This is a genomic window from Apibacter sp. HY039 (assembly GCF_004023655.1).
GTDB lineage: Bacteria > Bacteroidota > Bacteroidia > Flavobacteriales > Weeksellaceae > Apibacter > Apibacter raozihei.
The window spans coordinates 585,717-611,985 of sequence record NZ_SAYM01000002.1; the positions used below are offsets into that span (position 1 = coordinate 585,717).

General features: G+C 33.2%; 19 protein-coding genes. 6 read left to right on the forward strand and 13 right to left on the reverse strand.

All coding sequences use genetic code 11. The features are described from left to right. Positions 1-71: 71 nt before the first annotated feature. A complete protein-coding gene (locus tag EQ921_RS06690) occupies positions 72-2,414 on the reverse strand; it encodes a DUF5686 family protein (protein ID WP_128331061.1) in 2,343 nt (780 codons plus the stop codon). 63 nt (positions 2,415-2,477) lie between these two features. Next, complete coding sequence (locus tag EQ921_RS06695) at positions 2,478-4,301, reverse strand: TonB-dependent siderophore receptor (RefSeq protein ID WP_128331062.1); 1,824 nt, start codon at positions 4,299-4,301, stop codon at positions 2,478-2,480. Positions 4,302-4,381: 80 nt separating this feature from the next. Here EQ921_RS06695 and EQ921_RS06700 point away from each other — a divergent pair, with 80 nt between their 5' ends. Further along, positions 4,382-5,866, forward strand: a complete 1,485-nt coding sequence (locus EQ921_RS06700) for a PLP-dependent aminotransferase family protein (RefSeq protein ID WP_128331063.1) — start codon at positions 4,382-4,384, stop codon at positions 5,864-5,866. A 160-nt stretch (positions 5,867-6,026) separates the two neighbouring features. Beyond that, the gene (locus EQ921_RS06705) at positions 6,027-6,902 is read left to right on the forward strand and encodes a hypothetical protein (protein WP_128331064.1); all 876 of its coding nucleotides are present in this window, start codon (positions 6,027-6,029) and stop codon (positions 6,900-6,902) included. Between the two features lie 58 nt (positions 6,903-6,960). On the opposite strand, the gene araJ is transcribed toward EQ921_RS06705, so the two are convergent. Beyond that, positions 6,961-8,112, reverse strand: coding sequence for an MFS transporter AraJ (araJ, locus tag EQ921_RS06710; RefSeq protein WP_128331065.1), 1,152 nt, complete (start codon positions 8,110-8,112; stop codon positions 6,961-6,963). A gap of 732 nt (positions 8,113-8,844) precedes the next feature. On the opposite strand from araJ, the gene EQ921_RS06715 reads away from it, so the two are divergent. The 3 genes from EQ921_RS06715 to EQ921_RS06725 all read left to right on the forward strand — a co-directional run bounded on the left by EQ921_RS06715 (position 8,845) and on the right by EQ921_RS06725 (position 11,740). Continuing rightward, positions 8,845-9,699 (forward strand): hypothetical protein, encoded by an 855-nt coding sequence (locus tag EQ921_RS06715; RefSeq protein WP_128331066.1) that lies wholly within the window; start codon positions 8,845-8,847, stop codon positions 9,697-9,699. Between the two features lie 660 nt (positions 9,700-10,359). Further along, positions 10,360-10,749, forward strand: a complete 390-nt coding sequence (locus EQ921_RS06720) for a hypothetical protein (protein ID WP_128331067.1) — start codon at positions 10,360-10,362, stop codon at positions 10,747-10,749. A gap of 133 nt (positions 10,750-10,882) precedes the next feature. After that, positions 10,883-11,740, forward strand: a complete 858-nt coding sequence (locus tag EQ921_RS06725; protein WP_128331068.1) for an aldo/keto reductase — start codon at positions 10,883-10,885, stop codon at positions 11,738-11,740. Between the two features lie 28 nt (positions 11,741-11,768). Here EQ921_RS06725 and EQ921_RS06730 read toward each other — a convergent pair whose 3' ends face one another. The 10 genes from EQ921_RS06730 to EQ921_RS06775 form a co-directional block, all read right to left on the reverse strand. Beyond that, the gene (locus EQ921_RS06730; RefSeq protein WP_128331069.1) at positions 11,769-12,833 is read right to left on the reverse strand and encodes a glycosyltransferase family 1 protein; all 1,065 of its coding nucleotides are present in this window, start codon (positions 12,831-12,833) and stop codon (positions 11,769-11,771) included. A 184-nt stretch (positions 12,834-13,017) separates the two neighbouring features. Beyond that, complete coding sequence (locus tag EQ921_RS06735; RefSeq protein WP_255424447.1) at positions 13,018-14,046, reverse strand: FAD:protein FMN transferase; 1,029 nt, start codon at positions 14,044-14,046, stop codon at positions 13,018-13,020. Between the two features lie 19 nt (positions 14,047-14,065). After that, positions 14,066-16,264 carry a PepSY domain-containing protein gene (locus tag EQ921_RS06740; protein ID WP_128331070.1) on the reverse strand — a complete coding sequence of 733 codons (2,199 nt, stop codon included), beginning with the start codon at positions 16,262-16,264 and terminating at the stop codon, positions 14,066-14,068. 6 nt (positions 16,265-16,270) lie between these two features. Further along, the gene (locus EQ921_RS06745) at positions 16,271-16,747 is read right to left on the reverse strand and encodes a DUF2271 domain-containing protein (protein WP_128331071.1); all 477 of its coding nucleotides are present in this window, start codon (positions 16,745-16,747) and stop codon (positions 16,271-16,273) included. 6 nt (positions 16,748-16,753) lie between these two features. Further along, positions 16,754-18,223, reverse strand: a complete 1,470-nt coding sequence (locus EQ921_RS06750; protein ID WP_128331072.1) for an ankyrin repeat domain-containing protein — start codon at positions 18,221-18,223, stop codon at positions 16,754-16,756. Between the two features lie 266 nt (positions 18,224-18,489). Beyond that, entirely contained in the window at positions 18,490-19,080 is a 591-nt protein-coding gene (locus EQ921_RS06755) for a hypothetical protein (RefSeq protein WP_128331073.1), read from the reverse strand. Between the two features lie 35 nt (positions 19,081-19,115). Then, positions 19,116-19,694, reverse strand: coding sequence for a hypothetical protein (locus EQ921_RS06760; RefSeq protein WP_128148884.1), 579 nt, complete (start codon positions 19,692-19,694; stop codon positions 19,116-19,118). A gap of 505 nt (positions 19,695-20,199) precedes the next feature. Beyond that, on the reverse strand, positions 20,200-21,423 hold the full coding sequence (locus EQ921_RS06765; protein ID WP_128331074.1) for a DUF4374 domain-containing protein: 1,224 nt from the start codon (positions 21,421-21,423) through the stop codon (positions 20,200-20,202). A gap of 28 nt (positions 21,424-21,451) precedes the next feature. Beyond that, positions 21,452-22,678: a DUF4374 domain-containing protein gene (locus EQ921_RS06770; protein WP_128331075.1), complete on the reverse strand. Its 1,227-nt coding sequence runs from the start codon at positions 22,676-22,678 to the stop codon at positions 21,452-21,454. A 19-nt stretch (positions 22,679-22,697) separates the two neighbouring features. Then, positions 22,698-25,082, reverse strand: coding sequence for a TonB-dependent receptor domain-containing protein (locus EQ921_RS06775; RefSeq protein ID WP_128331076.1), 2,385 nt, complete (start codon positions 25,080-25,082; stop codon positions 22,698-22,700). A 145-nt stretch (positions 25,083-25,227) separates the two neighbouring features. On the opposite strand from EQ921_RS06775, the gene EQ921_RS06780 reads away from it, so the two are divergent. Then, positions 25,228-26,223 (forward strand): helix-turn-helix transcriptional regulator, encoded by a 996-nt coding sequence (locus EQ921_RS06780; protein WP_128331077.1) that lies wholly within the window; start codon positions 25,228-25,230, stop codon positions 26,221-26,223. The last annotated feature ends 46 nt before the right edge of the window (positions 26,224-26,269 follow it).

Consider the following 26,269-nt stretch of genomic DNA (forward strand, 5'->3'; position numbering starts at 1 on the left):
ATATAATTTTCCCGCTCATAAAAAACATCAAATATTTTTTATGAGCGGGATTTATGTATCAAAATAATTTTTTACTTAAATAAGGTATAGGTCAATTTAATATACAAATTATCTTCAAAGTTACCAGAATGGTAAGATCCTAAGCGATAGTAGGCACCTAAACCAAAAATACTGATTAGCTTATTAAATTCAATTCCTACCTCCTGATAATATTTGTCCGGCACAGTATAAGAATGAAGCGTGTGTAGCTCTTTATGTTCCATATTCCCTATCATTCCATTATACACTAAAGTCATATATAAATACTTATTTCCCCAGACTCTCAAATCTTTAAATGTATGGGTAATAAAAAATGCAACATATTTACTCGCAAAAAAACTTCCGGGATGAATTGTTTCAAAAGTATTATATCCTTTCAGTTCAAATCTTTTAAGAATATTATCTCCGTTTTTTACTACCCCAAAGCCTTCATATAAATTAAATAATGAAGTTTTACCGGAAATAAATCCGGCATTTGCGGTAATTTTTGTATTACCCCAGCGATTTTTTAAATTAAAAAATGTAGTAAAATCGAATTTATCGTATTCAAAATCAGAAGAAAATGCTTTCCAACTCCGCGTATAATTGAAGAAAAAATAAGGCATTTCATCTTCGATTGCTATTTTATTTATCGGAGTTTTCATATATTTTACAAAAGGTGTAAATTTAATTCTCAGTGAGGAAGCAAACTGATGGTACTCTTTGGATACAAGGTTGTCTTTATATGAATAATCAAATAATGATTTCTGAGTCTGATAATCCGTAACAAGCGAAGCTGTAAAGTAATCAAAAAAATCCTGTTGATACTGCAATTCTCCTTTTTTATAGCGATAATATATATTATTAGACAAATTATTGGTCTGATCTCTAACATTCTCAATAGCTCCATATTCTCTGAACCGGTTTTTTCCTGCTGCATTAACATCTGACTCTCCTAGCAAACTAAATTTCCCGTTATTAATCTTATTCACAAAAAAATCGATTCCCGCACCATATTTTAATTGTTGATCTTTTGCTGCCCATGCAGTATATCCCTTTAACGAAATATCTTTGCTAAAATCATAATTGGTTCTTCCTCCTAGCTGAAATCTTAAACCTTCAAAATCGTTAAATCTTATACTGTTGAATAAATCCATATTTACTTTATTCATACGAACCTCTCCTAGTAATAAAGGTGAAAGAAACTGCATTTTTTTTATTAAATGATAATTATGTGCAACACTATCAATTGCCGAATAGGTTTGACTTTCTCTAAGGGTAAGTGCAGGTTGTCGCACCTTCTCCAGCCGTGCTTCATTATTCCAGAAATCTTTGCTTACTTCATATTCATATCCAAAAAATTCTTCCTTTGAAAAAGTTACCGGATAAGTAAACCCTGAATATAGAGTAGAAATTGTAGCCCAGGACTGAGTCCCTGTAGTATTCTTGTTTAGAATACGAGTCAGTGGAAATATAATTCTTATAAACTCTCTGGAGGTCATCCAAACGCCTGTCCGTGACTCTCTTTCAACATTATATTCATATAACCATTGATTTTTTATGGATCCAATGTATCTCACTAGAGCTAAACTTTCTGCATCAATATAAAGAGTACCGCTGGATGATGTATTTTTATTATACTGACGGGTGAGATAAAAAGATATTTTATAGGTTTTTTTATCATGCAGGGTAAGACTGTCTAATAATCGAAATCTATAAAATTTTAAATTTTTAATTTCTAAAAATTCAGGGAGTTCGTTCCTCCTTAATTCTTTAGCTAGTATTTCATACACCGGCTTTTGAATTCCGGATATTTTATTGGCTGTTATAATATTTTTTTCACCCAACTTTTCATCAAAAAGATGATCCATGGAACGTTCCGCTAAAAAAAACATATTGTTTTTAAGTGCTTTTTTTACTTTATTGTTAATACGGTCTTTTCTTTTTTCCGGATTTTCAATATAGGACATAGAAAGACTATCTGCATCAATCTCAAATTTAGTATAGGATGAATATTTATAATTATGTAATGAATGAGGATGATTAATTTTTTCTTTTTGAATCATACCTATTATTAAATTTTCCGCATTTAACCTGTTATTTTTTATTTGTACACCAGATTCCAAAAAAATAGTTTTGGTACCCTCGGATATATGGTCAAAACGCGAAAGATAACCTTCTGCTTCAATATAAAAAGTTTCTTTTTCAATATTTTCATCATTAATCGTGAGAAAGCCCTGCGAATCTGTACTTCCTAACAAAGCTCTGTTTGCATGTTTATACACCCTGGCCTTCTGCACAGGCTGTCCCGTATCAAAATCTTTAATTTGTATCGTTGATTGAGGAAATGCTAAAAGAAAAAAGTTAAATGTTAGAATTAGAAAAATAGGTTTCATACCATAGGGTTCATCTTCATACTAAACGCATATTTCTCTTTAATAGTATAAGTTACCATTTATTTACTTGAATACGTTGGTGAAAGTAATACCTGCCTGAACCCATCTTCCGGGCATAGGAACGAGATTGGTTTCCGTATAGCGTGTATTTAAAATGTTATTAACCTGTAAAAAAGCTTTTATTTTTTTAGATTGAAATGAGATTTTGTCGTCAAGTAGATGATAATCATCCAGTGCTACTCTGTCGTTGTAACGATAACTAATCTCATGGGTTAATTTATTTTTAACAATTTGGTGTTCAACCCTTGCAACTAACTGATGTCTAAGATTATCAAGCGAATATTTAGAAAATCCTTTTACTGTATTTTTAAGCTCATTATCTAGATAAGTGTAACCTATATGATAAGATACTATAAAAGAAGAAGGAAAATGTTGAGAAAGACTAAGTTCTGCGCCATTCGTATTAACTTTAGCAATATTAACCGGTGTCCATTTATCTTGTTCCGTTTCTTTAAACCAGTCTATCAGGTCTGTGGATTCTCTGCGGAAAAAACTTACTGTTGCTTTAAGAGATTTATGAGACCATCGGTACCCCAATTCATAAGACCACGCATTTTCTGGTTTTAAATCAGGATTTCCGTTATTAGAAGGGTCTGAATAGTATAAATCTGTATAAGAAGGAATCCGATACGTTTTCCCTATATTGGCAAATAATTTATTTTCTGCGTTTAATTTATATCCGATATCAATGCCCGGATACCAAAAACTACCCATATCTGAATAATGAGCAAAGCTAACTCCAGGAGTTATATCCAGCTTTCCGTTGAATATACTGAATAGCTGGTCGGCATATATAAAACTTATTTCTCTTTGCCTATCTCCTAAATTATTAGAATTCATATATTCCTTACGAAAATCTCCGCCAAAACCGGTAATTCCTAATTTTGAAGTATAGGATATTCCTGCTTCAACACCTATATGATTCCCTATATGAAGATTACGATATGCGGAAGGATTATTACGAATAAATAAGTATTCTCCCTGGGCTCTTCTCCAATAAGAATTCGCATTAATTTTAAATTGGTTAAGTTTCTGGTTCCATCCGATACTAATCAAAGATACCTGATCTTTTTCGTATTGTTCTTTAGCTGCAGGTGTTGAATAAAAACCGTTGGCTCCGAATTTTTTTTCTATAATTCCGGCCTGAAAATGGATATCACCGTCAGATAAAAGATATTGGTTCTGGTACCACACATTTTTAGTTAAATAATCGGTATTGTATCTGTAACCGTCCGATTGAGAAGTTCCTGCCTGCAAAAATTGTGAAAACTTTTTTCCTGACAGATTAAGTCCCGCATCTAATGCATTAGTTCCGTGTTCACCTCCCGAAAAAGATACTTTTACCTCATCCTTACCTGAGGGTCTGGTTATAATGTTTACAGCTCCTGCATAGGCATTTTGTCCGAAACGTCGGGCTGCCGGCCCCTTGATTACTTCAATTCTTTCTACTGCTAACAAATCAAAAGGAATGCTTAGTGCATTGTGCCCGGTACGGCTGTCGTTCATTCGAATTCCGTTTACCATAATTAATACCTGCTCAAATGAACTGCCCCGAATACTTATATCCGCCTGGGTACCGTTCACTCCTCTTCTACGTATGTCTATTCCTGAATAGTATGACAACAACTCAGCAATACTGGTTGCCGGTATTTTTTCTATCTGTTTACGAGTGATGATCTGTACATTCTGCGAAGTTTGTTTAAAAGGTAATGAAAGGGTTTTACCTTCAATAACCACATGTTCCAAATCATTTTCCTGCTGAGCTTGAAGATTGGCTGTCATTGAAAAAAAAAGTATACATCCTCCCTTTATCCATATTTTTTTCATTTTGTCAGTTTTTTGTTTTTTATTATATGAGACAAAAGTAGTATCTTGCCGGATGATCAATCTATACCAGTTTAACACTTATGGCTAGTCCGGTTTCCATTCCTTTTACCAGCTTTATTGTATTAGAGCGTTCTTCTGCCACTCCTATATACCTACAGTTAGTCACCCAGATTATTAATGCCATACAAAGAGGTTTTCTGGTTAAAGGAACTCCCCTTCCGGGAACGCGTACCTTAGCTTCGGTTCTAGGTGTAAACCGGAACACACTTGTGGTTGTATATGAAGAACTGGAAGCTTTAGGCTGGATTGAAATTGTTCCGAATAAAGGGGCTTTTATATTGCAACAAACTATAAATAGAGCAGAAAAAATACCTTCCTCTACGAAAAATTTCACTATTGCTTATCCTTCTAAAACCGGTTATGATTTTGAAAAATCACAATTACTGGATACTCCTTTTGAAAATTCGAATCATACTCTCATTTTAAATGATGGCATTCCTGACATTCGTCTTCTTTCTATTCACCAGCTAACTCAATCTTATACATCCAGCCTGAAAAGGAAAACCCATCAGAATAAAAACGACGAAAACCCTCAGAACGGTAGAATATATTTTAAGGAAAACCTTTCAAATTTTCTGAATTTAACCCGCGGACTTCATATATCAACGAAAAACCTGCTTATCACAAGAAGTATTGAAATGGGTATATATATCACTTCTGAGATATTAATTTCCAGAGGAGATAAAGTAATTGTCGGGGAACTGAGTTACTTTACCCCTAATATGATTTTCCAGAATTCAGGAGCCCAATTACTTACTGTACCTGTTGATTCGGAAGGTATTGATGTGGATGCTGTACAAAAACTGTGTGAGAATAATAAAATACGTATGTTATATCTAACCCCTCACCACCACTATCCTACAACGGCAACGCTTAGTGCACAGCGAAGAATAGAGTTATTACGGCTTTCTCAGATTTATGGTTTTATTATTCTTGAAGATGACTATGAATACGACTTTCAGTTCGGAAACAATCAGGTACTCCCTCTTGCCAGTGCCGATACGGAGGGGATGGTTGTATATATAGGTTCATTTGGAAGATCGCTGGCTCCTGGCTTTCGTACCGGTTTTATTGTAGCTCCTGAAAATCTGATAGTGGAAATGCAAAAATTTATATCCATACTGGATAGACAAGGGGATACATTTATGGATTATGCTTTGGGCAATCTTATTCAGGAGGGCGATATCTTACGTCATATAAAAAAAACATCTCTTATTTATAAAGAAAGAAGAGATGTTCTGGCTCAGCTTATAGACAAATATTTAAATGAATGGGTTAACTATACGTTACCTACCGGCGGATTAGCCATATGGACCCGCTGGGATGCATCAATAAATCTGATGAAATTGCGGGAAGACTGCCTAAAACTTGACCTTCATATTCCCAAGCACCTGCTATACCAAAATCTGAAAATTTCGGCTATGAGAATAGGATTTGGAAGTTTCACGCCCCAGGAGTTGGAATTTATAATTCATAAAATATTCAAAATTCTTAGAAAATCTTAGTTTAATACTTAATACACAATTAAAAGTATAATTATTTATATTTAATAATTAAAATTATAAATCTATATATATATTTATTTAAAAATAAATATATAATTTATTTCATAATATTATAAAAAATATTTTTTTAATATTTTTGTATAGTTAAAAATTATATTTTATGAAATCAACATTTATTATTGTAATTATTTTATTTTTCGCTACCACCTTTTGTTATTCACAAATGGGTGTAAATACCCCTGCACCCGCGGGAGTATTTCATGTTGACGCATCAAAAGATAATAATTTATCCGGCTTGCCTACTGATGCCCAACAACGGAATGACGTACTTATAGATTCTTTAGGTAATATGGGTATTGGTACTATTTATCCTAAAAAAAAGCTTCATGTTGACACACGTTCCGGATCTATACGATTAGAAAATTTATTGGTTTTACCAGTAACCTCCAGTGCTTCCGGATTGGTAATTGATGAAAACGGGGATGTTTACAAAAATAATACGGTATCTGTTGAGGGACAAATTATACGAATTGGAGTCAATAAAACCACCTATGCTGTAAATACTGAGTCTGCATTACGGTTTAGTGACCATAGCACATCTGTTCAAATGAGAAATGCGCCTAACGGAGCACCTAATTATATCAATACGATTACAGATGCTTATTTTATTACCAGCGACACTCTCACTGCCGGCATTGGTTCTCCCTCCAGAGTAACTGATAGAATTGTTCTTCATCCGGGAGTTTATAAAATACAAGTACGATTGACTGGTAATTTTACAACAGGAACCTCTTCCAATGCTATGTTTTTAAAATGTATTGTTAACAATAACGAATATTCATTGGTAAATTTGTCAACCGTTTCTGTTCAAGCTTCGACTTATTATTATATCGATTATATTAATATAACGGAAAGAGATCAGCCGGTAGACTTTACTTTAGCTCCATCCGGAAGCAGCTTTGTAACAAATAGCAGCGCAACTCCCGGTCAGGGATATTCTTATAGAAGCCTGATTCTTATACAACGGTTAAGATAAAATCTAAAAAGGTTATTATCGGGTAATAACCTTTTTTAATTTTATTTTATCATCAAACTTATTGACGTGCTTTATTTTTATTTAAGTAAATTATAAACAATATAAACCCTATACTAGTTAATACTATACCCGGTAAGACACTGTATTCATAAGGATAATTTTTATTAATAAACACTCCGCCAGAGTAGGCGCCTAAGGCATTTCCTATATTAAAGGCAACCTGTACCAGAGCTGCTCCCAGCATTTCTCCGCCTTTTGAGTTCTGCAACAACAGAATTTGTTGTGGAGCAGATACTGCAAATAAACAAGCGGTACCTATAAACATTAATATCAATGAAGCTGCTTGTGAATGTACTAAAAGAAAAAATAAAACCAGTGTTAACATAGCCAAACCCTGAGTAACTGTCCCCACTTTTTCAGGAGAGTATTGATCCGATAGTTTACCACTGACCAGATTCCCCACTACCATACCTAAACCCGCAAACATCATTACACCTGTCATGGATTCTGATGAGAATCCTACCGATTGCGTCATAATTGGATTAATATAGCTGTACCAGCAGAATATGCCTCCGTTACCTAGGATAGTAGTAAAAAGTATAAGCCAGGGATTTAACTTTTTTAAAAAATGAAACTGTTTTTTAAAGCCTACATCGGGCAAGGGCTCTAAATCGGGAATATATTTTATGATCGTGTAAAATATAAAAAATCCCAGTGCTCCTATAATCAAGTAGGTTACCGACCATGAAAAATTATGGCTGATAAAAGTTCCTAAAGGCACACCTACCAGATTAGCCACTGTCATACCTGAAATCATTCCTGCCACTGCAGAGGTTCCTTTTCCTTCTTTTGCCAACCTATGTGCAACAATAGATCCTACTCCGAAATAAGCCCCGTGGGGAAGACCGGAGATAAAACGAAAAAAAAGGTTTATCTTGTAAGAAGAAAAGAAAGAAAAACATAAATTACCTACCATATAAATAAGGATAAGCCCTAACAAAACTTTTTTTAAGGGAAGTTTACGTCCTGCAAGTACTAATAGTGGTGCGCCTACGGCTACTCCCAAAGCATAGGCCGAAATAAAATGACCGGCCTGTGGAATGCTTATGGATAAGTCTTTAGCTATATCCGGAAGTATGCCCATCATTCCAAATTCAGACATTCCTAAACCTAAGGTTCCTAATGCTAATGCTACGGTTGATTTTCTCATCAAACTACTTATTTAATTACTATTGCAAAATTACTCAGCAGCCAGATTATATTTTTAATTATGAAGAATTTTTTAAAGAAAAAAATAAGATAAAATACGCTGAAATATTTTTCTTTATTTAAAATCTATTTAATTGATTAAACAGTAAAATATTCTACGAAAATAAAATAAGATATTCTTACTATCAGATAGTTATTGATTGTAAATACTAAACTAACAATTCTTAAAATATTGAATGGAAATTAAAAAATTAACCTATAACTGTTTTTATTTATAATTTTCATTAAAAAAATAAAATTCAAAAATTAAAAGATTTTATTATTATATTTTCATTATTTATTATATTTGCCTAAATGTTTAATTTTTTTTTACCTTTCTAATAGTAACTAATTTTCGATGAAATAATGAATAAACAGATAACTATGTTCTTCTTTTTGACAACACATACAGTAAAAGTGTTCCTGCGGAACGCACCATTTAAGTTTTATTTGCCTAATTTAATTTAAAAGACAAAAACAGCTCATTAAATTACTCTAACTAAATATCAAATAAACTATGAATACTGATTCAAAATTGTTCTTTATAATCTAACTATTAATACAAAGAACTTCCATTTAAATAAAAGAAAATAGTAAATTATTTCCTTAACGACTATTAATTATACAATAAATTTAAATTAATTAGATTTTTATATATACTAGTTCAATAAATATAAATAATTAAAGCGAAATTATGAATAAAAAATTAGCAATGTTCTTTTTATCCTGTATGTTTACAGGATTTACCCTAGCCCAGGGAGTGGGCGTTAATACCGATAATCCGAAAGGAATTTTACATGTAGACGGAGCCGGAGATAATAAATCTGCTACCCCTACAGCCACAGAACTGGCCAACGACGTAGTTATTGGTTCTGATGGAAAAATGGCTATCGGGCAATTACCTGATGCAACCAACACATCTATTTTACAAGTTAACGGCTCTATATCTGTAAATGCTAACATTGCAGAATCTCCTAAAGACGGAGTTACTTATGTGCTGGCTAGCACGGATGGATCACTCAATGCTAAATGGTTACAAAACGTAGCTTTATCTCCAACTGTTATCGGAGTATTAGGTTCTGATGGAAGCGATCCGACCACTGTTCCACCGGATGGTGTAGCTAAAAACGGTTATGCCGGTGCATTTTTAAATTTTGACGCTGGTTCTTGGACAGGTGCATGGATAAAACTACCTCCAGGATCTTGGATTATCCAATCCAGTGTTTTACTTTATACTGCTCTTGCACCATCCAGTGCTCAGTCCGTATGGGCCAGACTTTCATGGAGCTCTTCAAAAGATGCCGGCCGTTGGGATAGCACAGATGTAATTGCAGGTCGTTATGTTTCCGGAGTTGTTCCGCCAACCAACCAATTCGGGCTTGCCGTAGGTACAACTTTAATTACTAACAAATCAGGTGCTGACAAAGTTTACTACCTGAACATGAACTGGAGTACTTCCAGCGGTGGTTTTAACACTACATGGAATATGGTAGGTTCTTCTCAATGGAGTGAGAACACCATTGTTGCTTATCCGGTTATCAGTTTATAGTTTAAACACGATTTTTTTTATACAATAAAAAAACTTCGGAGTAATTCCGAAGTTTTTTACTTTTATTCCTACTCTAAATTCTTGATTTTTCAGGTATAATACATTTCTCCTACTCTATATATTCCCGAACTGATGTCTTATTAAATAACAAACGGGTAAATATCTTTTTATTCTATTGAATCCATCTATTACAACAATATAACTAAAGGTTGGAATTTTACTCTGGAAAAATTAGATGAGATTGTGCAAAAGTTAGCCATTCTTATACAAGGAAAAATTATTTTTAGTGTGAACATTCAAAAATTATAATTTAATAAAAAATATTCCCTTTTGTCTTGAAACAAAAGAATCAAAAAGTTTAATAAAAATAAAAATTCGCCTTTCGGCCCATACAATTATTTTTCAACGAAACGGTTATTTTTTTTGAATTGGTGGTAAAACAAAATTTTCGTGCAGTTTGACATTTTTTTAGGATACAAAATTTAACTATTCGGATAAACTACTATCTTTGTACTCTGTTTGATTTTGTTCTGTAATTTTATATTTCCTGTTACTTCTACAGAAATATAAGCCAAAGCACACAGGCGAAACGCATTCCCTTTATTTTTATTCGTGTAACCTGCTTTCTGCTGATAACAGAAGGTGTAAATACAGATACTTATGCAAAATCAATTATATACCACTCATATAAAAATAGCTTTATATATAAACTTTGCTTTAAAATTGTTGCATTGTAAACAAAAAAGGCTGGAAAGAATTTTTTCGGGTTCCTCTACTTGCCTTATTCAATTTCTTGATAAAAACCAGACAGATAAGATATTGGAAGTGGAACTGAAACAGGCAAATCTTACTATCAGTTGTCATATAAATAATAAAAAGCGCTGTTCTGCCTTATTCCTTTTTCCGGATGCATCTGAATTGGTTAATTATGCCAGTTATTTTAATACCCATTATGCCTACGATTTCCAAAAGAAATATTGGATATTGCCTAATGGCTATATATGCATTCATAAAGGTACGTATAGCCAAGGATTTTATTTGTATACGTAATTTTACAGGTATACTTACTTCCCAATGCCTGATTGTTTGCAATGCGGTAATCAGGTTTTTGATAAATACTGCAAGAGTATGGTACGGTATTGGTAATTGTTGTAATTTTGATAGAAACAAATAAGGAAATCCTATGAATATAACAGATATTTCAGGCTCAGCCCTTCTTTCTAACGGGGTAAAGATGCCTTACCTTGGACTGGGGGTTTATAAGGCTGAAGACGGACAGGAAGTGGTAAATGCCATTCATTACGCATTGGATGCCGGATACCGGCATATTGATACAGCAGCCTATTATTATAACGAAGAGGGAGTGGGTAAAGCCATAAAAACCGCTTCGGTAGCAAGGGAAGATATTTTCGTAGCTACCAAGGTCTGGTTTTCCCAGCAAAAGTATGAAGATACGCTAAAAGCTTTTGATGATTCCATGCAAAAACTGGGACTTGAGTACCTGGATTTGTATTTAATCCACTGGCCACATCCGGAACATTATCTGGAAGCATGGAAAGCTATGGAAGAACTATATAAGGCCGGAAGAATACGTGCGATAGGGGTTTGCAATTGCATGCAACACCACCTGCAAAGTATTATTGATCTGGGAGGTACGGCTCCAATGGTTAATCAGGTAGAATTTCATCCCAGTCTGGTTCAACAGGATTTACTAAACTTTTGTTCTCAAAACGGAATTCAGGCCGAAGCCTGGTCTCCGTTAAAACGTGGAGGTTTATTTAACAACCCTTTATTAAAAGAACTGGCTGAAAAATATAGTAAAAATATTGCCCAGATTATTATTCGCTGGGATTTGCAAAAAGGAGTGATTACTATTCCTAAAAGTACAAAGAATGAACGTATTGTTTCCAATGCAGACGTTTTCGACTTTCAGTTATCTGATGAGGATGTACAAAAAATAGATGCTCTGGATACTAACGACCGAACGGGAGCACATCCGGATCATTTCATGGAATATTTTGCAAAAAAAGGTGTAAAATAAATGATAAGCCCGGAAGTAACTTCCGGGCTTATTTATTCACTACTGATTCATATATTTCCAGATAATCTCTGGCCGCATTTTTCCAACTGAACAAAGCGGCTCTGTCTTTCATTTTCCTGGCATTTACGTCTTCATCTTTATAAAAGTATGCCAGGCCTTCATCAACTGTATTTTTCATTTCTTCAGGATCAAAGTTATCCCAGTAAAAAGCATCTGTTCCTCCTACTTCGGGAAGAGAGGTAAGACGGGAAAGAAATACCGGTTTACCGAAATGCATGGCTTCAACCACCGGAAGTCCGAATCCTTCCTGAATTGAAGGCAGCAATAAAGCTCGGGCATTTTTTAAATAATACTGCTTACTTTGCTCGGAAATTTTACCGGTTACTAGTACCCGTTTTTCTAAATGGTAATTTTGTATGAGATCTTTGATCTGCTGACCGTAAGAATTTTCATTGTTTCCTGCCAGAATAAGCGTATACTCTGTAGTTAACCTCATCATTTCTATTAAAGCCGTATAATTTTTTCTGGTCTGAAAATTTCCTATAGCCAGTAAAAATGGTTTCTCTGGAACTATTTCAGGGGTAAAATCTCCGAGTTCTTTTACATAAGCCATAGAATTTCCGTTGTAAATAACTTTTTCTGTTATATTTGCAGGAATGTCAAAATACTGATGAGTCTGCTCTTTAACAAATTCTGAAATATAAGTTATGGCATGGGAACGATTAATTTTCTCGCGAAACTGCTTACTTCTTTTTTTGTTACCTTCCACTGCGGGAATAATATCATGGATGGTAAGTAAATAAGGCATCGTATGATACGGTTCCACCCGTATATTCTGATTTAAAGAATGCCACAAATCAAATTTTTTCCTTATTCTTGTGAAAGCATGTCTTTGAAACGAATAATATTTATGGAATTTTAAATGCTGCCCTTCAAATAAATCTAAATAGGAAGCATTGGGCAAATTTAACGTAAGTCCGAAATTTTTATTTTGTTTAGCCAGCTCTTTAACCAGCTCATAGGTAAAGACACCAAAGCCAAATGTCCTGTTTCTAATATTGTGCGTTTCTAAAAAAATTTGCGGCAATCCCATGTACTTTTTATTTTTTAATCAATATTTGGCAAAACTGCTTTCCAAAAATTTGAAGTATTTAAACTGCAAGCTCCTGAAAAGATTTTTTCTATTCAAAAGTACTACTTTTACAGCAAGCGGGTGCAGTATTGCTTCTTCCAATTCATTTTTGTTGCGTTTGTTTCCACTTTTTACTGATACCTATTTATTCTGATTCGGGTATCAGCTGTGTGTCAAATATTTCCAGCTGTGCATGAAAATGTTCCGACTTCAAGATTTCGCCCTTATTCGTTATCATCAGACAACTGTATTCCGGATACTGATTCATCAACTTCATTCCTGATTCCGATCCCAAAACCATTAATGAAGTACTGAATCCGTTGGCCATTTCTGCATTGGGACCTATAACCGTAACACTCATAATTCCCCTGACCGGATAACCGGTGCGGGGATTAATGATATGAGAATATTTTTCACCTTTCAGTACCACATATTTTTCGTAAGATCCTGAGGTGGTTACACTCTCGTTTTGGAGAGAAAATGCTCCCATAATATCGGCCGGATCAAAAGGATTTATTACTCCTATTTTCCAGTCTTTACCGGTTATCTGCTTCCCCCAGGCGCTTATATCTCCGGATGCGTTAATTATTCCGGCCGGCACATTTTCTGCTACCATCAATTCTTTTGCTTTATCTGCTGCATATCCTTTTCCTATTGAGCCAAAGCCAATTTTCATTCCGGGTAGTTTTAAATAAATGGTAGAGTTAATACTATCCAGCTCTATATTTTTGTAGCCTATCTTTTTAATGGATTTCCTGATCTGTCCCCGGGTTGGAATTTTCTTCATTGAACCGTCAAATTTCCATACTTTGTCTAAAGCTGCAAAACTAATATCAAAAGCTCCACCGGTCATTTCAGATATATCTAATGCCCTGCGGGTAAGCTGCCATACTTCAGGATCTACTTTAACCGGACGAATGCCTGCATTTTGATTTACCCGGGAAATCTGTGATTCAGGAATCCAGTCGGAAATTAATTGTTCTATGCGATCTATTTCTGCAACAACCTGGTCTATGTGTTTTTCTGCCGTGAGCGAATCTTCTGCTACAATAGTAAAGTCAAAACGACATCCCATAAGTGTTACAGCTCTGTTTCTCTGAACCTGTGCTCCTGCTACTAAAAACAATAAAGAAAAAACACCGATTAAAGTTATTTTAATTTCATTTATTCTCATTCATTGGATTCTTTGGGTGTTAATAACAATCTGAAAGTATCTGCCCTTTATTCTTATAATCGATGATTCTTTTCGCATATTTTTCGAACACAATTTCTTCTAAAACCGCTTCCACCTCTGCATGCATCTGCAAAGCTCCACAAATCATAAGTATTCCGTCATTTTCCAGAAGATCTGCAAAAAATTCTGTATCTCTTCTCACTAAATCCATAACATACCGATGTTCCTGACTTCTGGAATAACAAAATGTATAATTAACTAATTGCTGATTTTTAACCTGCTCATCTAAAAAAATTTTATAGCGACTGGTTATTTCAGTTTCCCTACGAAAACCGCAATAAAGAAAGGTTTCCGTTTTATGGGTATTCTGCTGTATCATTCCTAAAAACGGGGCTATTCCTGTTCCGTTGGCAATTAGTACAACCTTAGAAGCTTTATCAGGAAAGTGAAAGGAGGTATTAGGCATTATGCGCGCATTAAGTTCATCCCCGATCTTACGTTTAATCAAGAATTCCGACGCCAGTCCTCCGGGTAAATATTTTATGGAAAGCTGTATACGGTTATCGACTCTTGCGATGGAATAATACCTTTCTTTTTCATCATTGTCCGGATAAACTACTAACAAGTCTCCGGAAGTGTATTTGAGTTTCCCCGGATTAATTCTTAACATAAAAGTATTTTCAGAATCTTCAGGAGAAAAAATCTCATCCACTTTCATTTTTTTCAGTCCCTGAGGTACTTTTTTATAAAATTTGGAATCAGCATAAAGCTTCATCAGTGTCTGCTTGTTCCATTCTTTTACCCATGCTGTAAACTCTTCGGGAGATTTATCATTTACCGTATGTATTTTCATAAACGGTTCTCCCCACGATTCTGCCCGTATATTAGTGTTTACAACTTGTGCAAATCCGCAGTAATCTTTATAGGCTTTGGATCCGAATCCTACGACACAGTACTTTAATGGATGATTTTGTGGGTGTTTTTTCAGCAGCAGCTCAAATTTTGAAGCATTTGATGGTGCATCTCCCAGTCCGTAGGTAGAGGTGAAGATAACCAAATATTCAGCCTTCGGAAATTCTTGATACCGATTTAATTCGGCAAGATAGGAATGCTGATTTTGAGCCAGCAACTGCTTATGCACTTGATGAGCAAACCAGAAAGTGCTACCGTTTTCGGAACCTACCAGGAGAATTATCTTACTTTCTTTTGCAGAAAATTTATTTTTAAACTTAGGTACTCTTCTTTTCCACATAATGGTAAAGCCTGAATATATGAAAAACAGGATATAAAGAGAGGATATCATAAGTACAGCCGCCCACACGATATGGGTTCTTCCGGTATGTAAATCGAGACTTAGTTCTGTCCAGCGTTTTGTAAGTGGATAATCGGTCTGCGAAATGATAGACCCGTTGAACTGATTTACTTCAATTTCTTTATCTTTTAACTTGATGATATAAAAATCATCTGGTTCTTCGGAAAAAGGAAATTCTATTTTTTGTACTTCTGCAAGTTTTATTTGTTTAAACAGCGGAATATCTTTGCTGTTTATTTTAACCGTTTCTTCATTCTCCGCAGTTGGAATCTGTATCTTTTTATTTTCTGTTTTCGGAAAAAAATTAAATCTTTCCATAGAAAGATAGGTACCTGTCACAGATATTATAATAATTGGTATAAGGAGCAACCTCCCAAATACGGCATGATAGTATTGTGAGAAAGAACTTTTTTTAATTTTGGAAAAGAAACGGGAAAGTTTTTTTTGTCTTTTTATTATAAGTATGCTTCCTGAAACAGCAATAAGGGCCAGTAAAAATGAATTAATACCTATGATCCATCTACCGGTTTCATGTAAAAATAAAGAACGGTGAAAGGAAGTGACCCATTGTATAAAATCACTTTTTTTTTCGGTTTTTCCTATAATTTTGCCATCTAAGGGATTTATATATCCTTCTACATCATTACCTTCTTCATCCAAACCCTGTAATTTTATGTATGAGTTTTCAGTAATTTCCAACTCGGTTATTTCCAAATATTTATTCTGCAAAACAGGAAGCACCTGTGCCAGAGAAATATCTTTTAAATTATGAATACGATTGGGAGAGGTGTTTTCTTTTATGGTATTAAAAGCGAGTATGGATCCCGTAATGGAAGCCATACTCAAAAATATGAAAGAAGTTATTGCCAATATTAAATGAGCATATCTCCAAATTGAAAGGGTCATTTTTTATTAAATCTTACTTAATCGTATATAATTAATATATCCTGTACCGCTTAATTTACCTGACATGCCTTCGGTAGTTAAAGGAATTTCCAAATCTTTTGCATGATATTTCTGATCTTCCACTGCTGTTTCAAATCGTAGTTTATATCCTTTATTCATTTTAGAGTTTTCAATTTCCAGCGTGGTTACGCTTCTATCTCCTCCGGTTACAGAAGCTCCTGTTTTTGCATTTACTTCCTTTTTTTTAGAATAAAATTTGTACCATTCTTTCAGACTGTTATACCATCTCTTATCATCCCCCATTACATACAAGGTTTTTTCATACTGTCCTTTAGGGTTTATTAAGGATACAACTATATAAGCTCCTTCACCTATATAATTATTCATTTGTAAGAGACATTTATATTTGGTTGTTTGTGCTGTTCCAAAAACTGATATCATAAGAAACAGACAAAATGTTATTCTTTTTAAGTTATTTTTCATCTTTTTTTATTTAAGAAAATCTACAGATATTTTATTTTGAGTTAATACTTCGTTTTCTTTGGCCAGGTCGAAAGCGGTTTCTCCAAATTCGGTTTTGGCTGTTTTTTGAGCTCCTACGCTCACCAGATATTTTAAGATACTATCGTCTTTTGCAGTCATTGCAGCACGTTGCAAAGCAGTTATTCCTTCATCGTTTGCCTGATTTACATTTGCGTTTAAATCAGCCAGTTTTTTTATAAGATTTAAATCCCCTTTTACAACTGCCAGATGATAAATCGTATTGCCATCCTGCTGTTTTGCTGAAAAGTCTAATCCTTTTTCTTTAAGGAGATTTAATTTTGCATCGAAATCTTTATTTTGAGGATTGTATGACTGTACAAGGTAATAAGCCAAGCTATTTCCGTTGTTATCTACTAGTTTTATGTCTGCCCCTTTGCTAAGTAATAAGGCTACCATTTCAGCAGTGCTTGATTTTACGGCCTGTGCTAATGCACTTTCTCCCTTACTATTAACTGCATTTATATTTTTAGTTAACGGTAAAAGTAACTCCGTATTTTGAACATCTTTACCTGAAGCACTATTCATAAAGGCTGTATTTCCGTTTTTATCGGTTTTACCTGCATCTACTCCTTTGCTTAAAAAGTAAGTCATTATTTCAGACTGTTTAGGTTTAGTTGCTAAAATATGAAGTACTGTTTGTTGGTTTTCATTGGTAAGTGAAGGATTTATTTTTAATTCTTCTACGAGATACTGAAATACATCTAAGGTATTGGCTGATCTTCGGGTAGCTTCTGCTGCCATGAAAAGTGCCTGATTGGTATATTTTACACCTCGAGCCTTCAGTTTTTTCAATAATTCAACATTTCCTTTTCTTGCTGCATAATCAAAGGCTGTTCCTCCTTTAGAATCAGTATCTGATAGTGATAATCCCTGAGTAATTAAAAAATCAGTCAGATGAAGATCTGTATCGTATGGAATAGCTAATAATAAAAGGTTAGTACCTTCTTTATATTTTATTTTAGGATCTAGTCCTGCTTTGAAAAACAGCTTATAAATTTCAATATCCGTTTGTCCTGCGTTAGCTGCAAATACCAATGGAGTAAGTCCGTGAGAGTCTTCCAGGTTTATATCGCTTTTTTTCTCAATCAGATATTTAATTAATTCAATATTTCCACGATATGCAGCCCAATGGAGGTATATACGATTGTCGTGGGTTAATTTGTTTACATCATTCCCTTTTTGGCTTAGTAGGTATTTGATGGTTTCCAGAGGAGCATCATTTAAAATTGCTACGGAAACAGCATCAAATTTTCTATCATTAAATTCTACCGGATTATTCCCATTCTTAATTTCTGTTTCCACCACCTGTACTTCAGGTTTGTTTTTCCAGAAATCATTATCTAACAGGGAATTATTTTTTTGAGCGCTCATCCATAAGGATGCCAGGCATAAGATCGTTACTACTATTTTTTTCATTATTTTTTCTTTTAAAAAGTAAAATATAAAAGTATAAAATATTTATGAATATTTTTTATATAGACTAAATAAATATAAGGAAAGATTAAACTCATTCACTTCAAGGCCGATTCCTTGCTACATATTAATCTAATACACTATAAATAAAATGGGTACAATTTTGTTCCTTTTGAGTAGTAAGAACTTTTCGTACTAAAATAAACAAGCCAATACGTAAAATTAATACGTATTGGCTTGTTGCTTGTTATTTGTTTCTAAAAAAATGATCAGGGCTCACCTAAAAATACGGAAATAACCTTGTTATCAGTAAAAAGAATTTCAAACCCTATATCATAGCGCTCATTATCATCATCAACCAGATTGTTGGAGGAAATATAACTTGTGTAATCTATATTTCTACTTCTCCCCTTCTCTTTTTTAATATCTGTATCAGTAAACCCTCCTATATAATTTTCCACCGTCTTTATTTTAGGCATTCCGGGTCCTCTATCACGATAATATATTTTTGTTTGTATTTCATCTCCTACTCTGATTTGAAATTTATTTTTTTTCCCGAAAGCCAGCGTATTATCTGATAAATCTATACTTGAAACTTTATTATTCAATATAAAGATTTTGTTTTTGTTATAGTAGTAAATTTTCCCATATTCCTCATTTATTTCAAAATAAAAATCTTCGATTTTGGTGGGTTTCCCTAAAACATGGGTTACTTTATCCACAGTATCGTCGTAAGCAATCCCTTGAGACATTACTCCTGGTTTCATAACTATCATCTCAGATATTTTATACTGAGCACTTAAAATACTGCTTAGAAATAGTAATCCAAACAAGAATGTTTTTTTAATTATTTTTTTCATTTTATTTTGATCCTAACTTTAATTAGCGGCAATCATTATACTGGTTCACCTAAAAATATAGAAACCACTTTATTTTCATTTAAAAGTATCTCAAATAACACAGTATCATATCTTTTATCATTATCATCCAGAAAGTATTCCGAAGAAATATAACTTGTATAATTTACATCTCTACTTGTCCCCTCATCCTTTACAATATCTGTATCAATGAAATCTCCTATGCGTTCAACCTCTTTCTTTGATTTTGACTTTTTCTGTCCTTCATTTTGTATTTGATCGCCTATAGTTATTTGAAATTTATTTTTTTTCCCAAAAGCCAGGGAATTATCTGATATTTCAAAACACAAAACTTTCCCGTGCAGTATATATATTTTACTATTATTATAATAACAAATTTTACCATAGGTTTGTTCTATTCTATAGTAAACATTTTCTATTTTAACCGGCTTTCCTAAAACACTGATTACTTTTTGCAATGTATCATCGTAAGAAATTCCTTTGGTCAAGATACCCGGTTTCATAACTACCATTTCTGATATTTTGTATTGAGCACTCAGATTATTACTCGTTGCTATTACTCCTAAAAGGAAAATTATTTGAAATATCTTTTTCATTTTTTTATACTAAAAAGTTATAAACAAAATTAAAAAATATATAACAACATATACTATATTGATGTAACAAATATAAAATAATATAAATAAAAATAAATTTTATATTTTATCTAATTGAACACCATTGAATTAGAAATTATGAAATTTTACTTTCTACTTATTATCCGATTCTTCTCTTATTAGTTTTTTTTACTTCATCTTCTACTTAGATTTAATCCCCCGGTTACTCTATTTACAGTATTGCTTTAAGGGACTCCTTTTTTTAATTCTTATGGGTTCATTATTATTAATAATGTGTACTGAGCATTTTAAATAATACTTTGAAAAAATTTATCCGAACAAAATAGCTTTTTTAATATCTTTTAACTCTAATAAAAAAATCTTGGTTGTCTCTTAGGCTTTTACAAATGAGATATTAAACATCCGATATGTAAAATGTAATAACAAAAATAAAGCAGCCAAAAAATTGGCTGCTTTATCCTTATCATATTTGATAAAATGTTAACTATTTAAAATATGAAACGGCTCTGATTTGTTCTGTTTCATTGTTAATCTCAAATCCTTTCACTGCATTACCTGATACAGGATTTATAACATATACGGCTGATTTACCACTTACCGGATTAATAGGTAAATACATTTTACCTTCGTAAGCCAATGGCCACCCGTTACTAGATATTTCGTTATAGGCCGGAAGTCCTTCTACCCATTTAAATTCTTTGCTACTCATTTTTACGATTGCATATCGGGTTGCATTCGCGGTATTTCCTGTATTAGTAGTATCGTTATAAAATTCCAATAAATAATAATCATTACTAACAGGAAATACTTTTCTAAATTTGAATCCTCCTGAAGCAGTTTCAATATCAAAGAAATAGTTGGTATCAAAGCTATTTTCACCATTATTGATTTTTAAAGCTCCTGCTTTTTTTGTTGTCGCATTGCCAGAACCTGCTCCTGAAAATACGTAAGTAAGTCCTGAAGCTTCAGAAGCAATCTGAGAATACACAGCACCTCTCCACTGACCTCCTGAATAGCTCATTCGCGCATCCTGTATTACAGATTTTATAGTAAAGTTATAATCCATAATCGCCACAACGGCTTCGTCTACTGATGCATATTTAAATGCTGCAATAATTTCATTGTTACCTCTGTCTGCAATTCCTGTAATAGTTGCTTTTTCTTCTCCTATTTTATGTGATTCAAAATCAATAGGCTTATCCATCATGGTAACATTGTCTCCGCTTCTTTCAAATAAATAACTGTTATCGGTACTGGAAACAGCATAAATAAAATTCCCAAAGCTTCCTGTTACTGTAAATCTTCCTGTTGGAAAAGGGCTTCCTTGTAATTCTACCATTTTATTATCGGTTCCGAACTTAAATGCTCTGGCTCCTGATTGTCCTTGCCCCAAATCGGATCCATTCGGATAAATAAACCCCATCAGTGTTGAAGAGTTATTTACCACAATCTGTGTAAATGAACTGGTCGTTTTAACCGCATTTGAATTTTCAACAATCGCATCGGTTCCTGAATCCAGTCCGTCAACTGTTAAAAAGTAAGTTCCTGTACCTAAACTTCCGGTTCCAGGTGCTGATGATATAACAAATTTACCTTTTACTTCCTGAGGAATAACTTCTGAAGTTGAGTCGTCATTACTACAAGATATGGATATGTAGCTAACTAAGGTACTTAGTAATACTTTTTGAATGAGTTTACATGTTTTCATACTATGTTTGTTTAAATATATTGTGTTTTTATTGTTTTTTAAGTAATGATACTGCCGTAATTCCGCCGGATTCCACTACTAAACCTGATTTTGCAGTTGCTGAAACCGGATCTATGACGTATACTGTTGGTTGTTCGTTCAGCGTAGTAACCGGTAAATATATTTTCCCTTCGTAACTTAGAGGCCACCCTGTTGCAGATATTTGTTCTTTAGATGGTAAGCCGGTTCTTACCCAAGTAAATTTTTTAGTATCCATTTTAAGTATAGCATATTGAGATGCTGGACTTATGTTTTCGTATTGTAATTCATTATAAAATTCAAGAAGAAAGTAGTCTTCTGTTATATGGAACACTTTCCTGAAACGATATCCTCCTGAAGCTTGTTCTATATTATAATAATAGTCCTGATCAAAACCTGTAGCTCCTTTATTTATACGTAATGCCCCGGCAGGTTTCGTAGTGGTTGTTTCATAAGATCCTGAAAATACGTAGGTATTACCAGCATCGTCCATTGCCAATTGAGAATACATTGCCGAACGCCATCTTCCTGCAGAATAACTTATTCTATCATCAGTATATATTCTTTTTACATTAAGATCTGCATCTAATGCCAGAACATATACTTTATCCGGATCTTCCGGAGTTACCAGAGCGGTTAGAAATTCACCGTTACCTGTGTCTACAATTCCACTGATAGTAGGATTGTAACCGTTACCCGTTATGTTATCTGTATGCAGAGTTTTTTGGACAATAGACAAGTTAGTTCCGATTTGCTGAATAAAACTGAACACAGCACCGGTCGTTCCGTCCGCCAATGCCTGAGCCCCTCTGGCTGCAATCATATAATCACCAAAGTTACCTACCGTATTATAATTGCTTACCTGAAACCCCATATCTCCTTCTCCTTTGAGTTTTTGGATTCTACCGTTTGAACCTAATACAAATGTGTATCCGGCATAGGTTCCCCCCTGACCGTAAATTAGTCCTGATAATGACTGGTATTTATAATTTATAAAATGTGTAAACACTCTCCCCACTTCTAAACCATTTCCGGTGATAGTAGTATTACCTGAGTCCAACTGATCGGATGTTAACATATAAGTTGAGGTTCCCAATGTAGCTGCTATAACAAATTTTTGTGTGAAATTCGGATCTTCGGTTTCGTCTGAAACCGAAGTGCTGTCATCACTCCCACAACTATACATCACTATAAGTCCTGACAGAAGGAATACTATTTTTTTTGTAAATACTTTCATTTTTTCTTTTACTTTATTATTAATTGTTTTTGTTTGATTTATATAAAAAATATCGAAGTTTCAGGTAATAGGCTCTTCCTGGTTTTTGTAAGCTATAATTGTCATAGAGAAACTCATTAGTCAGATTTTTCAATTCTAGTGAAGCATTAAATTTCCCGTTGTAAAAAGAATAATTAATCATAAAATCATGAGAAAGCTGTCCGGGTAAAGTATATTTAGAATTTTTCACCCCTAAACTCTCCCAGTTTAAATAAAACTTACCTATAAAATTAAATGTATATCCAAAACTTAAAATATTCCCTTTGTGACCTATATTATTTATATAATAAGCAACATCTGCATTTCCAAAAAAATAGGGCACATTTGGTATCCTGTCGTTGTATGTTATGTCTTTTCTGTTACCGCTGGTTGAAGAATAGCGTTCTTTGTTTCTAATATCCTGATAGGTAACATTTGCTCCCAGCATAAATTTGTTTTGAAAATAAAATTTCAGTTCGGCATCTATTCCTACATTAGTTACTTTTCCATGATTTACATAACTAGCCGTCCCATATTGTTGTTCTATAATTCTGCGAATGTAATCATGGGTATCTCTGTAATATGCAGTCAAATCAACATAAAGTGTATTTTTACTTGAAAATTCTTTATTATAAGTTAGACCTATATTGTAGTTCATTGAATTTTCGGCTTTTAAAATGGTATTTCCTGTCTCTAATACCTCATCTCCGAAAAGTTCATTATCGGTTGGAAGGCGATACGCTTTTTCTATTGAACCTTTCCACTGGTAATCTTTTAAAAACCAAGTAAAAGCAATTCCATACCCTGTGGTATTAAATTTTTCAATTGTTTCTATGTATTTTGTACTATTGGTAACTGTGGATATATTTTTAGGTCCTTTAACTTTCTGATAGTAATATTTTCCAAAAATATCTGCGTTCCATTTATTTTTATAGTTAAATTTGTATGAACCTCCTATTATGTTTTTTATGTTGGTTCTGCGCATGGTATCCTGCACTGAACCCGTTTCGATAATAGCTACCCGATCCGATTGTTTTCTCTCATATGCTGAAATAACATTATTAACAGTAAAAGAGTGCCAATCACTAATTTTATACTGAAGGTTCGCAGTTGCAGATACATTTTGGTTGTAAAATCTTGCTAAGGAATATATGCCTTCTCCTTTTGTTTTTTTGGGTATATAGTTTCCAAGCCAATTGTATTGTCTGGCTACTGTATCAATGTTTTTGTTATAATTTTTATTATAATTTGCGGTTAACCGGAAATTAAGATTTTTAATAACAAAATTCTTTTTTTCATAACTTAATGAAGGCATGATAGTGGTAGCCTCTCTTTTTTTCATACCATAAACTATCTCCATCAAATTCGCATTTTGTATATCTGCAAATTCCTGCCCCAAGGTTACTCCAATTAAAAATCTATCTGCCCATTGTTTATTTACCACTCCTAATTTTACTATTGCTGTCTCATTGTGATACTTTCCATGAAAACGTTTAACCCAATATTTTTCAGAAGAGAATACATTGGTATCCAGATCCAACACGGAAGTTTTCACTTTGTAATTATTATCTGAATAATTTTGAAAAGCATTTAACTGAAAAGTAAAACCAGAGGCAGATGTATATCCTAAGTTTACATTAGTCTTATAGGTATTAAAAGAGCCTGATGAATAGGACAGATCTAAATATGTACTGGATTTGTTAGCTGTTACTATATTTACAACCCCTCCGATAGCATCAGTTCCAAATTCAACAGGGACAACTCCTTTGTAAATTTCTATACGCTCAGCAATATTAACCGGAATATTATTGAGCTGAAAAGCGCTTCCAAAACCTTGCATGGGAACTCCATCCATAAATATCTTTACGTGTCTGCCGGTAAATCCATTTAAAGAAACTGATACATCAGACCCTAGTCCACCTGATTCTCTTATTTTTACTCCGGGGGCTTTTTCTAATAAATGAGCCAAATCTAAAGATGAATTATAAAATGATTTTGCATCTAACACGGTTACGCTAAAAGCGGATTCTTTTATTTTTTGTAATGCAGATTTCCCTTTTATGGTGATATTATCAATTTCTTTATATTTAACCGGTTTTAATTGAGTCTCAATTTTTTTTATCTCTCCTTTTTTAATGGTTAATGATATTTCTGAGTCTTCATAATCTTTATCCATAAATTGTAAAATATAATTTCCTGAAGGAAGGTCTATTTTATAATATCCATGTTTATCTGTTTTAGTTGAAAAATCGGTATCCTTAATCCAGACAAACACATTCGAAAGCAATTTTTGTTCTGAGCTGACAATTCCTTCAACTCTTCCTGTCTGTGAATGTAAATAACTTGAAATTACAAGTATAAAAAGGAGTGGTAAAAATATTTTCATTTAAGAACTATTATTTCTTATTTATTTAATTTATAAATTTGTGTTTAATTTTTGTTTAGACTAAATAAAAATTAGAAGCAAAAGTATAGTAACTTAGTCAGTAAATGATAACCAATTTGGTATAAAAAATAATGGATATGGTACAATGCGTATTTTTACGGAAATAAATGGAACCCCTTCTTTAGATATAAAAATTAAGGATGATATGGATATTCACTCACCTATAATTAAGGAACAAAAAAAGTTTTCTAATGAATGGGTTAAGGGTGAACAGGAACTTATTTATACTAATGGATTGTGCATTCTTTATCACAAATTCACTGTAATTAAAAATTTTATTAATTTTTTTTCGATTGAAAAAGAATATATTCAGCTGTCTCTATTATTTAATGGAAATTCGCAAGTTCTTAAAAAAGAAAATAAATTTATAAAAGATATTAAAGCAGGTGTTTTGCAGCTTGCTTATCAAGAAAAAAATAACATAAAAGTACGAGTTTCCAACGATTCAATCACAATGAATTATATACGCATATTTATTTCTAAAGAATATTTTCTTGTGCTTTTAAAAAATGAGATATGGTTTACTGAAAGTACTTTATATAAAAAAATATCAGATAGTGAATACATAAATTTTGGTGAATTTATTCTACCTGTAAACTTTTCAATATTAAATATTTTTAGTGAAATAATTAACAATTCTAATAGCGGAGTATTAGGTCATAGTTATTATCATCTAAAACTTAAAGAGCTTATACTCATGATTTTTATTAATTTTTCAGCTAAATTACAAACCACTCAAAATATAAAGCTTATAGAAATTGAAAAAATTGAGATGGCTAAGGCTCATCTAAATACACATTATGAAGCTCCACCTACCATAAGACAACTTTCCAGAATAGTTCATTTAAATGAGCTAAAGCTTAAAACAGGCTTTAAATCTTTATACAAATACACTATTCACAACTATATTATCAAATTACGCATGGAACAGGCAAACGTATTACTTTTTCAAGGGTACCCTGTCAACGAAATTGCGCTTACCATAGGTTACAAAAGTACCTCACATTTTATTGCATCTTTTAAAAAATTTTACGGAAAAACGCCTAAACAGTTTATTATTAATTCTTCAATCTCAAATTAAAAAATCAATTGATTTATAAAACACATTAGTAAGTTTGTAATTATAA